Raw genomic sequence first — 13733 nt, 5'->3', positions numbered from 1 at the left:
TCAGGGAAGCGCTACGCGCTTTCCCGGAATTGCTCTAGCGAGAGACGAAACGAGCCTAGGCCGCGGAGTTGTCGGTGGGTTGGCCGCAAATTTACAAATAAGTAAGTCGACGTCGGGCTTCACAAGTCGCGCAACTGTTCCGCCGCCTGTCCCGCCGATGGCCTGGCGGACAAAACGGCGGCAGCCACGGAAGCGGCGACCAGACCGAGCATGACTGCCAGATAGAGCCAGGGGATCGACAATGCTTCGGGTGGCGGATCGAAGACGCCGGTCAGCAGCTTGACCAGCATCCATGCCGTCAGCAGGCCGGAAAGGAGGCCGAAAATCATGCCGCCAACAAGGATCAGCAGACCTTCGCTCCAAAGGAAGGCCGCGAGCTGGCGCGGTTTGGCGCCAATTGCCGCGAGGATGGCGAAAGGCCGGCGACGCTCGAAGAAGCCCAGCGCCAGCATCAGCCCGGCGGCGGCGGCCGCCATGACGACCGCAAAGCCCAGTTCGATTGTCGTCAAACCGCCAAGATCGACCGCGGTCAGGCTCGAGCCGATGAGATGTGCCGCCTGGCCGATGTCGGACACCTTCAGCGACGGATCGAAAGTGAGCACCGACGAAACCTGCCGTGCCAGCGCGGCAGGATCGGCCCTGGCCCGCATGAGCACGTATTCGGACGCATCGGAGCCGGTCATGCGGGCCACATAGGCTGAATTGGCGACAAGGAAGGAGTCCTTTGGCGCGGTCGGGAATTCTCGGGCGACGCCGATGAACTTGAAGGCCACGGGATGATACTGGTGATCCCTGGCATCGATGAGCCGCAGGTTGATCGTATCGCCCTGCTGGAGCTGGAAGTCCTGCACGGTCTCTTCCGACACCAGAACACCGTCTGATGTCGCGGCGAGCAGGGCGAGCGTGCCGGCCGCGCTGGCGCCGCTGAAATAGGCATCGGAAAGGCTGGTGGCATGTCCGATGCGGTCGGGATCGATGCCATAAAGGTCCTGCAGGTCTGCGCCGACATAGGCAAAACGATGTTGCATGGGTTCGGCCGCCGCGGCTTCGGGCAACGAGGTGAGAGCTGCAAGGCGGGCCCCGGCCGGTCTGTCGGTCGAGCCGAAGACAGTGACGTCGGAACCGTTGGTCAGCTCGGCGTCGATGCGCGCCTGGGCATTGTAGGTGGTGTTGAAGATGGCGGTCGACGTGGCGAAGGAAATGGCCAGCGCGGTCATCGCGATGCCGATCGTCAGCCGCCCCGATTGCCGCGACAGGGCGGCCGATACAATGGGCGCCAGCGGTCCGGAAACCGGGGCAATGATCATTCGCAGGAGCGCGCCATTGCCGGCGATGATCGTGGCCGACAGCCTGATCGTCAGCAACGCCATGCCGAGCCAGAACAAGGCCGGTGCGATAAACGCCTTGTAGTCCACCGATGTTGCCGCCACGCCTTCGGGCGCAAGCACGATCTGGTATCCGGTGCTCGCCGATTGCCAGAAGAACAGGCCCGCCGCCGCCAGCAACAGGCAGTCCAGCCACAGGCGCTGCCAGAGCGGCGTTTTCGGCCGGCTCACGGTGCGCCGCGCAGCGGTCACCGTCGCCCAGCGGGCGTCCCGCCAGGCCGGATAGAGAAAGGCGATGAACCCGACCAGCAGCCCGAAGAAAGCGACAAGAAGCAGCGTCGGCCCGTCAACGCCAAGCGTTGCCTTGAGGCCCGGCGCGATGATGGCAAGGAGCGATGCCGCGGCCATGCCGATCGCGGTTCCACCAATGGCGGCGACGGCAGCTTCCGTGGCGGACAGAAACAGGATGGCTTTGGTCGTCGCGCCGCGGACGCGAAGCAGCGCCTGCTCCGTCCGCCGGCGGGCCGCACCGGACGAGGTGACGGCAAAGGTAAGCGCAACCGCCAGCGCGACGCCGGGCAGTCCGAGGAACAGGAACAGGACAGAGGCGTAAAGCGCATCCTCGCGAACCGCCCCAAGGCGTGAGCCGAGATTGTCGGCCACCAAGGCCTGACCGGCGACCCTCGCCTCGAGATTGCGCTGGGCGGCGGTGACAAAAGTATAGGCCGCGACGGGATCCGGCGGCAGCGCCTCGTGGGCAAGCCGCACATGCAATTGCAGCCGGGTGGTGTCGGGGCGCGCCTTCTGCTGCGGATCGAACAATTGCCGCCAGGCTTCCTGCGGCAGGATGAGGACGTTGTCGGGCGGGGCCTGCGGCGCTGCCTGGGGCGGCAGGCCGACAGCCTGGAACAGCGCGTCGGCGTCCGGGAGGTCGACCACGCCGGCAATCCTGACCTCCGCCGGTGGCAGGCCCATCCGCTGGATCGAGACAGCGTCGCCGGGGCCGACATGAAGGTTGGCGGCTGTCTGCTGGGCAATCAGCACGCCGTCGAGGGTGCCTGAAAGCGAGCGGATTTCCGCCGGGAAATCGCTGAAATACCGGCTGTCGAAAGCGACCGCCTGGCCAGGCCCGGTGGTTTGGGTCGTGCCGCCGGTCCGGGCCTCGAAACCGGCGACATCGGCATAGCGGACCTGATGCACGGTCTTGACCGGAGCAGCCTCCGTCAGCGCCTTGCCGATGAGGTCCGGATCGGCACCGGAGATCACTTGCACCTGCCAGTCGATTGGAACCGCCGACACGGCGCGGGCGGTCATCGATGCCCCGGCGTTGGCCAGGAAGAGCGCCATCGCGGCGAGCAGAGCGACCGTCAGCGCGATTCCGGCGGCAGCACCAGCCACGCGCAGGAAACGGCGGGCAAGCACACCACGGATCCACAGCAGGAACATCATGCCGCGGCGGCCCCTGGCCGATGCCCGGTGGTGAGCCGGCCGTGATCCATCGTCCAGCGTGTCGCCATACGGTTAGCCACGACTTCGTCATGTGTGGCAACGACCAGGGCGATGTCGGTGTCTTCCAGACGGCTGAGCACCGCGTCGAAGAAGCGCAGCGCCGTTCGGCTGTCCAGCTGCCCGGTCGGCTCATCGGCAAGCACGAGCTTCGGAGCCATGGCCAGAGCACGCGCCATGGCAATACGCTGGGCCTGGCCGCCGGACAGTTCCTCCGGCAGCTTGTCGCCGAGCTCGCCGAGACCGAACGATTGCAGAAGCGATGCCCCGATGTCGTTGGCGCGGGTATTCTCGCCGGCCAGCAGCATGGGCAGGCCGACATTCTGGACAGCGGTGAGGGCAGGAAACAGGCTGGGCGACTGGAATACGAACCCGATCTGGCGCGGCCTCAGAGTCTCGAACGCGCCGAGCCCGGGCCATTCGACGGTGCCGGCCGTCGGCCGGTCGAGGCCGCCAAGAATATGCAGCAACGTCGTCTTGCCGCTGCCCGAAGGTCCAACGAGAGCGATGCGTGCACCCGACGCGATCTCGCAGTCGACGTCGCGCAGCACGTTGATCCGGTCGGCGTTGCCATCCCGGAAGTCTCGTCCGAGGCCTTTTGCGATGACGAGCGTTTCAGCCACGGTCGATCCTCCCATCCTTCAGCTTGATGATGCGATCGGCCTTCCGCGCCAACGCCCTGCTGTGGGTAGCCAGCAGCGTTGCCAATCCGGCGTCGCGCCGCGCCTCGAAATGAGCGATCAGCCGGGATTCGGTATCGCTATCAACCTCCGCGGTCGGTTCGTCCGCAATCAGGATCGGCGGATCGGCGGCCAGCGCCACGGCAAGGCCGGCGCGCGCGGTCTCGCCGCCGGACAGTTCGGTCGGAAAAGCGCGCGCGCGATGCGAAAGGCCAACACTCTCCAGCAGGCTGGCCATCCGCTGGTCGTCCGGCTTTTTCGCCAGAAGCATCTGCAATCGAAGGTTCTGCTCGACGCTCAAGTGGCCGAACAGGTTTCCCGACTGCAGCAGAATGCCGAAGCTGGCGGCGCGAACGCGCGTGCGATGGGCCTCCGGTCGCCGGGTCAGCCGCACGCCGGCCACCTCGACATAGCCGCCATCCGGTTCATCGAGGCCGGTTACGCAGGCCAGCAAGGTGGACTTGCCGCTGCCGGAAGGCCCGACCAGCGCGACGATCTCGCCGGCGGCCACGTGGAAACTGACGCCCCGCAAGGCGGCCGTCTCGTCGTCGCCTATGTGGAAGAACCGATAGAGTTCATACGCGTCCAACGCGTGCATCTCATTTCCACCGGAACGAGCGGGACATCAATTGCCACTGATCGACATTGTCGGCACCCTTGGGCGCATAAAGTTCGAGCGCCACGAGCTTGCCGTCCTTGAAATAGAGGTAGCGCTCGTTCTCGAGGCGAACCTGCCGGTTGGTTACCGCGTTCGGTTCGGAGTTCGAGGTGTAGACGATGCGGATTGCAGCGCCCGCCGGCAGCTTGACCTGCTTGACCGCGCTTACCCGCACAGCGTGTCCGGCGGCCTCGAGCTTCGCGACATAGTCCGCCTTGGCGCTCTCGACGGTCGGTGCGGCGTCCACTTTGGAAACCGAGACAACGACGCCATCCAGCTTGTCGACGAAGCTGGCGCCGTCGGCGCGGTCCGACCGTGCCCAGCCCTCCGGCACCTTCAGGGTGAACCCTTCCGGCGAGGTATAGTCGATGAAGACTTGCGTATCGGGAATGTCGCCCGGAGGGTTCTTCTCCTGCTGGACTGGCTTCTCGGCGGCCGAGGCCGGCAGGCTGCCAGACAGCGGAACCAGGGCGGCTGTCATGCCCAGACACGCTGAGACGGCGAGAACTGGCAAGACGCCGATGGTTTTCCGAGAAAGGGTTTTCATTTTCCGCGGCCTTTCGATGGAAGGTGAGGTCCATTCAGTATGCCGGCTCAAGCTTACGGGCGGGTCGCCGGCCCTATACGCTTTGGTAAGCTTTCGACTCCGCTGCCGGCCTATGAGGCCGTCGGTCTTGCCAGGGGAAAGCTCACCCTCACGGCGAGGCCCGGCTGGCAATCGTCAAGGGCGATGGTTGCTCCATGCAATTCGGCAATCGCTCGCACAAGGCTAAGGCCGAGGCCGCTGCCCGGCGTCGATCGGCTGTGGTCAAGACGGTAGAGCCGCTGGAACACTTTTTCCCGCTCGTCGGCGGGAATGCCGGGACCATTGTCGGCGACGCTGGCCACAACGCGCTCGCCCTGGCGCGTCACCGCCAGTTTGATGGCCGTGCCGGGCGGGCAATGGCGCAGTGCATTCTCCACCAGATTGGCGAACATCTGCGTCAGAAGCTCCCGATCACCATGGATCCGGTCCGCCGTTTCGTTCAGTTGCGTCGACGACAGCACCTTTGCGTCGTCCTCGGCAACGTCGGTATAGATCTCGGCGATGGTTTGCATGATCTGGTCGAGATCGAGATCGGTGAACCGCGCCTTGCGTGCGCCGGCCTCGATCTGGGCGATCCGCAACAGCGCATCGAAGGTCTCGTTGATCTGATAGCCCTCCGCGCGCGCATCGGCCAGATCGTTGGAGACGTCCTGATCCTGCGCGGCCTTGTCGGCGGCGGCTTCCAGGATCATCTGCAGGCGATTGAGTGGCGTCTTCAGATCATGCGCGATGTTGGCGCTGACCTGTTTCATGCCGTCGACCAGCGCCGACAGGCGGTCGAGCGCGGCATTGACCTGGTTGGAGACGACGTCGATATCGTCGCCACTGCCGGTCAGCGGGATGCGGGTATCCAGCCGTCCATGCGAGACGTCCACCATCGTGGCGGCAATGCCGTCGAGACGGCGCTGAACGCGCGAGGCGAGCAGGGCGCCGCCGGCGACCGCCAGCCCGGTGATGATCAGCGTTGCCCAGCCGAAGCTCATCAGCGCCACCTGTTCCAGCTCCTCCGTCTCGGAAAGGCTGAAGGCAACCGTCAGATTGTTGCCGCCGATCGAGCCCGAAAAGGCGCGGTACTCGGCGCCGGCGGGCACATCGGGCATTTCGGCATCGAACATGGAGAAGCCGTCGGGAAGTCCAGCCGCGGTGAAATTGCCGGCGAGATGATTTCCAGCTGCGTCGGTCAGCGAAAAGAGCTGTTGCTTCTTGGGGCTGAGCTGCGAATGGCTTTCGACCGTGGACATCAGGTCCTCGAGGTCGCTCTCGGTGTAGGTTACCGCTACGACCGAGTAGGTTTCCTTGATGGTCTCATCCAACCGCTGGGCCAGATCGGTGCTCATCATCTGATAGACGATGGCGCCCGACAGCATGAAGGCCAGCACGAACAGGAAGGCGAAGGTCAAGGCAAGCCGGAAAGGCGTGCTGCGCAGCAGGCGGGACCATGTTCCGGTCATGGCGGTGCGTGCAGGCTGTAGCCGGTGTTGCGGACCGTGTGGATGAGCTGGGTTTCGAAGGGCTTGTCGATTTTGGCCCGCAGCCGGCTGATATGGGTCTCGACGACGCTGGTCCTCGGATCGAAATGAAAATCCCAGACGCGCTCCAGAAGCATGGTGCGGGTGATGACGCGGCCTTCGCCACGCATCAGCACTTCCAGCAGGCTGAACTCCCGCGGCTGCAGGTCGATCGGCTGGCCCTGCCTGATAACGCGCCGCATGATCAGGTCCATCTCGAGGTCGGCGACCCGCAGGACGGTCTTCTGCTCCTGCGCGGCCGGCCGCCGGCCAAGCGCGTTGATGCGGGCGAGAAGCTCGGAGAAGGCGAAGGGCTTGACCAGATAGTCGTCGCCGCCGGCCTCAAGCCCTTCGACGCGGTCGTCGATGCCGCCGACGGAGGTGAGGAAGATCGCCGGCGTCCGTACGCCCGCGGCGCGGACCGCCTTGACCATCGACAGGCCGTCGAGGCCCGGGATCATGCGATCGGCGATGATCACGTCATAATTGCCGCTGGTCGCCGCGAAAAGCGCGTCATGGCCGTTGCGCAAGAGGTCGCAGACATGGCCGGCCTCGGTCAATCCCTTGACGATGTAGTCGGCCGTCCTGTGGTCGTCCTCGACGAGAAGAAGTCGCATCGTTGTTCCGGTTGGTTGCCGAGATCGGCGACAGGCTAGCATCGGCACGCGCTCGTTCCTAGGATGTCACGAGGGCGCAGGCCTGACGGCGCTAGAACGTTCAAGATTGGCTGAAGCGCCCTCGCGTTCGTCATCCTAGGCGGAGCAGGAGCGAAGCGACGTCGCGGAGACCCTAGGATCCATGCCGCGACGTGGGCCGAAGAGCGCAGCGGAGCAGAATTCAGCACCGTGGCGACGCGTTGGAGTCGCGGCATGGATCCTCGGGTCTGCGCCGCGTCGCTACGCTCCTTGCTCCGCCCGTGGATGACGAAGCGGTGAGTTTTTTCGGCAATTGTCAACGCTAGCGCATCCGCCCTGCACCTAGTCCGACTCCAGCAGGATCTGGTCGGCATCGCCGGCGGTTCTCTTCAGGGTCATGTAGAGTACAAGGGCAAAGATGCAGCCGAGGAAGATCAGGCTGGTGAAGGTGGTGCCGAAGCCGAGACCGCCATATTCGACCGGCTGCGACAGCAGGTCACCGAAGGAGGCGCCAAGCGGCCGTGTCAGGATATAGGCGAGCCAGAAGGCCAGGATGCCGTCGAGATGCAGCAGCCAGTAGGCAAGCGCGATGAGCGCGATGACGCCGCCGAACAGCAGGCCTGACGTCAGATACCCCAGCTCGAAGCTTTCGGCGACGAGGTCGCCGGCGGCGGTGCCGAGTGAGAAGGTGAACAGGATCGCCAGCCAGTAGAAGATCTCGCGCCTGGTGGTGAAGATGGTGTGGATCGACAGCGTTCGTTCGCTGGCGTACCAGACCGCGAAAGTCGCCGCGAGCACGACGCTGAAAGCGATCGTGGTCGTTTCGAGACGCACGCCGAAATTGTCGACGAGGTTGTCGGTGACCAGCGTGCCGACGACGCTGATCAGCACCACCGCCAGCCAGTAGGCCCAGGGGACGTAACGTTTCTGCGCGAACTGCAGGACAAGGGCAACGATCAGGATGCCGGTCATGATCAACGACGTGACGGTCAGCCCAAGTCCGAGGTTGACGGCAAGATAGTCGGCCGCCGTTTCGCCCATGGTTACCGCCATCAGCTTGATCAGCCAGAAATCGACGGTGACGTCCGGAACCCTGTTGGGGCTCGATCCGGCAGGTTGCGTGTTGGGTGAGAGCATGGCTGAAGTCCTGGGGTTGATGGTTGCGGCGGGATGCGTGTGATGTCCCAATCGCTGCGCACCCTCGGGTCAGGCCCGAGGGCATGCTTTGGGTGACAGGCTTGCTGCTTTATGCATGTCGTTGTCCCAAAACCGCTGCGCAGTTTTGGGCGACATGCACTATTTGCCCATGACCTTCATGGCCTGAGCGAAGAAGTCGTCGGCGCGCTTGTCGTCGTCCGCATTGCAGCGCTCGATGCCCTTGGTCTCCAGCTCCGAGACCTTGGTCTTGTCAGCGGCGCTGAGCGTGGCCGCTGCCTCGGCCGCGCGAAGGGTTTTCAGCGTCTCCTCGCAAGGCGCGGTGGCGGCAAAGACAGAGGAAACCGGGCCGAAAACGGCAAAGGTGCCCAGTGCGGTGGCAAGCACAAATCTTCTCATGGAAACCATTCCTTGTTTGATGCCGGTGGCCCGGCTGCGGCAATTGAAGCCGGCCCATAAATGGCAGGCCGGCATCCGAACGATAGGGAAGCGACTTCACTCCAGCCTGTCCGGCGGCATACAAATTCGTAAGAATGGGCGTGCGTCGCGCAAAAGGCCTTTACGAATGCCTCGCGATGCGCTGATGGAATGCGGGTGCCTTGCATCCGCCATCAATGTGGTGACCAGTGCCCCGAACCTGCCCAATGCCGCTTGTCGAAGCCCAAGGAAAACAAGAATGACCTACGCTTCCCTCAAGCCGGTTTCACAGGCCTTCGACCAGCGCAAGCGGTTGATCTTCGTGCGGGCCGCGGCGGTGCTGGCGGTGCTGCTGCTGTTTCTCACCAAACCGGCGCTGACCGAGGGTTCGGACGGGCACGAAACGCTCGAACTCCTCGGCTTCTGCCTGGTGCTCGCCTGCGTCGTCGGACGGCTCTGGAGCATCCTCTATGTCGGCGGCAAGAAGAACGAGGAACTGGTCTCGACGGGACCGTTCTCGACGACGCAGAACCCGCTCTACTTTTTCTCGACGGTCGGCGCGGTCGGCGTCGGATTGCTCTACGGCTCGGTGCTGGCGGCGCTGGCGTTGGGTGCTGCCAGCTTTTTCATCTTTCGCGCGACGGCGCGCAAGGAAGCCGCGTTCCTGCTCGGCAAGTTCGGCCCGGCCTACCTTGCCTATACCAAGAACACGCCCCGGTTCTGGCCAAATCCCTTTCTGTACCACGACCATGACGAGCTGCAGTTCTCGACGCGGGCGCTGAAGCGCACGTTTTTCGACGGGCTCTATTTCCTCGCCATCTTCCCGGCCATCGAACTGGTCGAGCATTTCAGGGCGACCGGCCTGATGTTTCCAGCCTTCGTCACGCTCTACTGATCGGTTTCTAGCTTCCGAGCGGATGCGGCATGTAGCCGACAAAGCCCGCGATCTTCCAGCTGCCTTGCACCTTGGTGCAGAAATACAGCGTCTGCCATTTCAGCCTGTCGACGCTGCCATCCGCCTTGGCGACCGAGCCGTCGAATTTCTTGTGCAGCACGGCGCGGTCGCCGTCGACATCGATGTCGCGCATGTTGGTGACGCGAAACAGCGCCTCGCGTAGCGGTTCGGCGAATTTTGTCGCCGCCGTCTCCTTGGCCTGGCGCAGCCACTCGTCGCGATAGATTTCCAGCTTCGGGAACTGCAGCCGCCAGGCATCCGCGTTGTGCAGAAAATGCGCGTGCATGCCGAAGAAGCTTTCGGCGACGAAATCATCCTCGACCATGGACCAGTCCTGGCCGATGAAGGCGTCGATGTCGCGCCGCACCAGCATTTCCCAGAGCGCGTGGCGATCGGCATCACCTGATGGAAACGGGTTCTTGTCGTAGGTCATTCCTGTCGTCTCCGGTTCGGCAAATGCGTCTGTGCGTTGCGGCTGCGAGGCAGTCCGCCAGCGCGCACGATGCAAGCGCTTCTGTAATAAAGCAACATGAATTCCTGGGAATGTTGCTTTCCAACAAGGCCTCTATGAGGATCGCCCCGATCGGCGTAAATGTCGACGCAAGCGGGCGCTGCCATGGCATCCCGTCCTGTCATCAAAGAAGGAGGCTGTCCCTTGCCCAAGCAATGTTTTGGAACGTCGCATGTGCCGCTGTCGCCCGCCGTGCGGGCCGGTGATCTCGTCTATGTCTCGGGCCAGGTGCCCGTCGGCAGCGATGGCATCGTGGTCAAGGGCGGCATAACGGAACAGACAGAACAGGTGTTCGCCAATATCAAGGCCGCACTGGCGCTCGCCGGCTGCACCCTGGACGATGTCGTGAAGACAACGGTATGGCTGGAAGACGCGCGCGATTTCGGCGCCTTCAATGCCGTCTATGCCAGGCACTTTCCAAAGAATCCGCCGGCCCGCACCACGGTCGAATCGCGGCTGATGATCGACATCAAGATCGAGGTCGAGGCGGTCGCCTACCGGCCTCTCTGAGAAAGCAAAGCAACGAAGCGGAGGTTACCTCAATGCAATTCGACCTCCTGCTGAAGGGCGGACGGCTGATCGATCCGGCGTCCGGGCTCGATGCGCCGCGCGATGTCGCCATCGCCAATGGCCGGGTCGCCGCGGTCGATGCCGACATCCCGGCCGACCGCGCCGCGCAGGTCATCGATGCCGGCGGCTGCATCGTCACATCAGGCCTCGTCGACCTGCACAGCCACGTCTATTGGGGCGGCACCTCGCTCGGCGTCGATGCCGATCGGCTGGCCGCCAAGAGCGGCACCACCACCTTCATCGACGCGGGCAGTGCGGGTGCGGGCAATTTCCTCGGCTTTCGCCGCCATGTCATGGAGCGCTCGAAGGTCCGCATCCTGGCCTATGTCAACATTTCCTTTGCCGGCATTTTTGGCTTCTCGCAAACGGTGTCGGTCGGCGAATGCAGCGATCTCAGGCTCTGCGAGCCGCGCGAGGTGGTGGCGGCGGCGCGCGAACACCGCGATGTCGTGGTCGGCGTAAAAGTGCGCTCCGGCAAGCATGCCGGCGGCACCAGCGGCATTGCCCCGGTGGATCTGGCGCTGGAGGCCGCCGACCAGGCCGGCCTGCCGCTGATGGCGCATATCGACGAGCCGCCGCCCGGCCGCTCGGAAGTGCTGCCGCGCCTGCGCAAGGGCGACATCCTCACCCACTGCTTCCGGCCATTTCCCAATGCGCCGGTGTTCGCCTCCGGCGCGGTGCGGCCCGACATGCGGCTGGCACGCGAGCGCGGCGTCATCTTCGACATCGGCCATGGCATGGGCTCGTTCGATTTCGCCGTCGCCCGGGCCATGCTCGAGGAAGGACTGGCGCCCGACGTGATCTCGAGCGACGTGCATCTCTACTGCGTCGACGGGCCGGCCTTCGACATCCTGGTCTGCATGTCGAAGCTTTTGGCGCTCGGCATGCCGCTGGTCGAGGTCCTGCGCGCCGCGACCCAAGCGCCGGCGCAGGCGATCGCCAGGCCTGACCTCGGCACGCTGGCGGTCGGCACCGTCGGCGACGTCGCCGTGCTCCGGCAGCGCCCGGGCCGCTTCACCTTCGTCGACGCGGTCGGCGCCTCGCTGGTCGCCGACCAGCGGCTGGTTTGCGAGGGCATCGCCATCGGCGGCACCTGGTGGCCGAACGAGGCGGTGAATGACGTCAGCGAGACCGAGCGTTTTGAGCCATATGCGTCGCATACGCATGTCGAGGTTGCGGCGAGGCATTTCGGGCACCGGCACGATTAGCCGATCTCCCCCCTCGAGGGGGAGATGTCGCCGAAGGCGACGGAGGGGGTCGCCGCACATGGAGCGCCAACCTCCTCTTGCCGCAAGGAGGTCGCATCCAGTCGAACCGACCCCCTCTGGCCTGCCGGCCATCTCCCCCTCAAGGGGGGAGATTCTACCGGCTGGAATTGCTCGGCGCTCCATAAACCGGCGTCGCAATCCCCTCCATCCGCGCCTTGATCTGCAACGCCACGTATTTCGAATAGAAGCGCGATAGCGCCAGATTGCCGCCGTGGAACCACAGCGCTTCCTGCGCGGTCGGCTTCCACATGTTGCGCAGCTCGCCTTGCCATGGGCCGGGGTCGCCCTTGACGCCCGAGCCAAGCCCCCAGCAGGGGCCGACCTTGTCGGCGACCTCGCGTGAGACGATACCCGCCACCGTCTCGTTCATCGACTGATAGCCGGTGCAGGCGATGATGGCGTCGGCGGCGAGCTGGCTGCCGTCCTCGAACAGGATGCCTGTCGGCGTCAGCGACTTGATGGCGACGCCGCTGCGGACGCCGATCTCGCCGTCGATGATCAGGCTAGAGGCGCCGACATCGATGTAGTAGCCGGAGCCGGTGCGGTAGGCCTTCATCAAAAGGCCGGTCTCGTCGTCGCCGAAATCGATGGCGAAGCCGGCGGCGCGCAGGCTGATATAGAAGGCCGCGTCGCGCGCCTTGATCACCTCGTAGAGGGCGCGCTGGCCCTTGGGCACCAGCGCAAAGGGCGTCGAGGCGACGATCATGTCGGCCTTCTCGGTGGTGATGCCGCGCGCCAGTGCCGCCTCCGAAAAGATCTCGAAGCCGACTTCCATCAGCGTGTCCGATTTGACCACCGTCGTCGGTGAACGCTGGATCATGGTCACCTCGGCGCCGCTTTCCCAGAGGTCGACGCAGACATCGTGCCCCGAGCTTGCCGCGCCGATGACGGCAACCTTCCTGCCGCGGAATTTGTCGCCGCTGGAATACTGGCTGGAGTGCAGCAACTCGCCCTTGAATTGATCGGTGCCCGGCAGATCGATCCGCCGTGGCGGGCCATAGGCGCCGGTGGCGAAGACGATGTGCTTCGGCTTCAGCGTTATGTGCCGGCCGACGCGGTCGACCACCACGGTCCAGACTTTCTCCGTCTCGTCATAGGAGGCGCTAAGGCATTTCGTGGCGACCCAATAGTTGAGCTCCATGACGCGCGTGTACATTTCCAGCCAGTCGCCCATCTTGTCCTTGGGCGTGAACACCGGCCAGTTTTCGGGGAAGGGAATGTAGGGCAGATGATCGTACCAGACCGGGTCGTGCAGCACGAGGGTGCGGTAGCGGTTGCGCCAGGAATCGCCCGGCCTTGCATTCTTCTCGATGACGATGGTGGGCACGCCGAGCTGGCGCAGCCGCGCGCCCAGCATGATGCCGCCCTGGCCGCCGCCGATGACCAGGCAGTAGGGCTGCTCGTCGGCGCCGAGCTCGCGCGTCTCGCGCGCCCGCGCCTCCGACCAGGTCTCGCGCCTGGGGTCGGCCTTGTGGCGCACACCCAGCGGCCGCTCCGCTCCCTTGCGCTCCTCGAACCCCTTGAGCTCGGTCATCGTCGTGAACAAGGTCCGGCAGCGGCCGTCGCGCAGCCGCATGATGCCTTCCCCTGACGCCACTGCGGTTTCGAAGCTGAACCAGGCCTCGACGGTGCCCTCGTCCGAGGTCGCCTCGCCGGTCAGCTGCCATGCCTTGGGCTTGGTCGTCGCCAGCGTCGCCGCCAGCATGTCGGCGATCGCCTCGCGGCCTTCCATGGTCGTGACGTTCCAGGTGAAGGTCAGGAGATCGCGCCAATAGCAATCGTCGACGAACAGGTTGCCCGCAGCGGCCACGTCGCCGGCTGCGAGCGCCTGCGCCAGGGATTCGAGCCATGCGGCGGCCTGTTTCGATGGTGCTATTTCGAGCATTTCTTCCCTCTTCCTGCGTGCGTCTAATCTGTGTTGGAATGGTAACTGTCGGACCCGGCGCTGCCCCTCATCCG

General features: G+C 64.6%; 13 protein-coding genes. 3 read left to right on the top strand and 10 right to left on the bottom strand.

Features of this window, described 5'->3' with window-relative positions; translation table 11 throughout:
• Positions 1-119: 119 nt before the first annotated feature.
• The 8 genes from FCU66_RS16325 to FCU66_RS16285 all read right to left on the bottom strand — a co-directional run bounded on the left by FCU66_RS16325 (position 120) and on the right by FCU66_RS16285 (position 8452).
• A complete protein-coding gene (locus tag FCU66_RS16325) occupies positions 120-2774 on the bottom strand; it encodes an FtsX-like permease family protein (protein ID WP_136621189.1) in 2655 nt (884 codons plus the stop codon).
• Positions 2771-3454: an ABC transporter ATP-binding protein gene (locus FCU66_RS16320; protein WP_246093921.1), complete on the bottom strand. Its 684-nt coding sequence runs from the start codon at positions 3452-3454 to the stop codon at positions 2771-2773. Before FCU66_RS16320 ends, FCU66_RS16325 begins: the two co-directional genes overlap by 4 nt.
• Complete coding sequence (locus FCU66_RS16315; protein ID WP_136621191.1) at positions 3447-4109, bottom strand: ABC transporter ATP-binding protein; 663 nt, start codon at positions 4107-4109, stop codon at positions 3447-3449. Before FCU66_RS16315 ends, FCU66_RS16320 begins: the two co-directional genes overlap by 8 nt.
• Position 4110: 1 nt before the next feature.
• Positions 4111-4650, bottom strand: a complete 540-nt coding sequence (locus FCU66_RS16310) for a hypothetical protein (protein WP_246093920.1) — start codon at positions 4648-4650, stop codon at positions 4111-4113.
• Between the two features lie 176 nt (positions 4651-4826).
• Positions 4827-6206, bottom strand: a complete 1380-nt coding sequence (locus FCU66_RS16305; protein ID WP_136621193.1) for a sensor histidine kinase — start codon at positions 6204-6206, stop codon at positions 4827-4829.
• Positions 6203-6880 carry a winged helix-turn-helix domain-containing protein gene (locus tag FCU66_RS16300; RefSeq protein ID WP_136621194.1) on the bottom strand — a complete coding sequence of 226 codons (678 nt, stop codon included), beginning with the start codon at positions 6878-6880 and terminating at the stop codon, positions 6203-6205. The genes FCU66_RS16305 and FCU66_RS16300 overlap by 4 nt, the downstream gene beginning before the upstream one ends.
• 360 nt (positions 6881-7240) lie before the next feature.
• A complete protein-coding gene (locus tag FCU66_RS16290) occupies positions 7241-8035 on the bottom strand; it encodes a COG4705 family protein (RefSeq protein ID WP_136621196.1) in 795 nt (264 codons plus the stop codon).
• A gap of 159 nt (positions 8036-8194) precedes the next feature.
• The gene (locus FCU66_RS16285) at positions 8195-8452 is read right to left on the bottom strand and encodes a hypothetical protein (protein WP_136621197.1); all 258 of its coding nucleotides are present in this window, start codon (positions 8450-8452) and stop codon (positions 8195-8197) included.
• Between the two features lie 277 nt (positions 8453-8729).
• Between FCU66_RS16285 and FCU66_RS16280 the strand changes: the two genes are divergently transcribed.
• Entirely contained in the window at positions 8730-9365 is a 636-nt protein-coding gene (locus tag FCU66_RS16280) for a methyltransferase family protein (RefSeq protein ID WP_136621198.1), read from the top strand.
• 7 nt (positions 9366-9372) lie between these two features.
• On the opposite strand, the gene FCU66_RS16275 is transcribed toward FCU66_RS16280, so the two are convergent.
• Positions 9373-9858, bottom strand: coding sequence for a hypothetical protein (locus FCU66_RS16275; protein WP_136621199.1), 486 nt, complete (start codon positions 9856-9858; stop codon positions 9373-9375).
• Positions 9859-10041: 183 nt separating this feature from the next.
• On the opposite strand from FCU66_RS16275, the gene FCU66_RS16270 reads away from it, so the two are divergent.
• Positions 10042-10446 carry a RidA family protein gene (locus tag FCU66_RS16270; RefSeq protein ID WP_181956557.1) on the top strand — a complete coding sequence of 135 codons (405 nt, stop codon included), beginning with the start codon at positions 10042-10044 and terminating at the stop codon, positions 10444-10446.
• A gap of 32 nt (positions 10447-10478) precedes the next feature.
• Positions 10479-11714, top strand: a complete 1236-nt coding sequence (locus tag FCU66_RS16265) for an amidohydrolase/deacetylase family metallohydrolase (RefSeq protein ID WP_136621201.1) — start codon at positions 10479-10481, stop codon at positions 11712-11714.
• A gap of 154 nt (positions 11715-11868) precedes the next feature.
• Here FCU66_RS16265 and FCU66_RS16260 read toward each other — a convergent pair whose 3' ends face one another.
• Positions 11869-13659, bottom strand: a complete 1791-nt coding sequence (locus FCU66_RS16260; protein WP_136621202.1) for a flavin-containing monooxygenase — start codon at positions 13657-13659, stop codon at positions 11869-11871.
• Positions 13660-13733: the final 74 nt, after the last annotated feature.

This window comes from Mesorhizobium norvegicum, from assembly GCF_004919685.1.
Taxonomy (GTDB): Bacteria; Pseudomonadota; Alphaproteobacteria; order Rhizobiales; family Rhizobiaceae; genus Mesorhizobium; species Mesorhizobium norvegicum.
This window is presented reverse-complemented; position numbering and strand designations above follow the sequence as displayed.

Coding starts and splice junctions, on each gene's coding strand:
- FCU66_RS16285 (WP_136621197.1), bottom strand. CDS start 8,452: ATGAGAAGATTTGTGCTTGCCACCGCACTGGGCACCTTTGCCGTTTTC.
- FCU66_RS16325 (WP_136621189.1), bottom strand. CDS start 2,774: ATGATGTTCCTGCTGTGGATCCGTGGTGTGCTTGCCCGCCGTTTCCTG.
- FCU66_RS16275 (WP_136621199.1), bottom strand. CDS start 9,858: ATGACCTACGACAAGAACCCGTTTCCATCAGGTGATGCCGATCGCCAC.
- FCU66_RS16290 (WP_136621196.1), bottom strand. CDS start 8,035: ATGCTCTCACCCAACACGCAACCTGCCGGATCGAGCCCCAACAGGGTT.
- FCU66_RS16280 (WP_136621198.1), top strand. CDS start 8,730: ATGACCTACGCTTCCCTCAAGCCGGTTTCACAGGCCTTCGACCAGCGC.
- FCU66_RS16270 (WP_181956557.1), top strand. CDS start 10,042: ATGGCATCCCGTCCTGTCATCAAAGAAGGAGGCTGTCCCTTGCCCAAG.
- FCU66_RS16300 (WP_136621194.1), bottom strand. CDS start 6,880: ATGCGACTTCTTCTCGTCGAGGACGACCACAGGACGGCCGACTACATC.
- FCU66_RS16260 (WP_136621202.1), bottom strand. CDS start 13,659: ATGCTCGAAATAGCACCATCGAAACAGGCCGCCGCATGGCTCGAATCC.
- FCU66_RS16305 (WP_136621193.1), bottom strand. CDS start 6,206: ATGACCGGAACATGGTCCCGCCTGCTGCGCAGCACGCCTTTCCGGCTT.
- FCU66_RS16315 (WP_136621191.1), bottom strand. CDS start 4,109: ATGCACGCGTTGGACGCGTATGAACTCTATCGGTTCTTCCACATAGGC.
- FCU66_RS16310 (WP_246093920.1), bottom strand. CDS start 4,650: ATGACAGCCGCCCTGGTTCCGCTGTCTGGCAGCCTGCCGGCCTCGGCC.
- FCU66_RS16265 (WP_136621201.1), top strand. CDS start 10,479: ATGCAATTCGACCTCCTGCTGAAGGGCGGACGGCTGATCGATCCGGCG.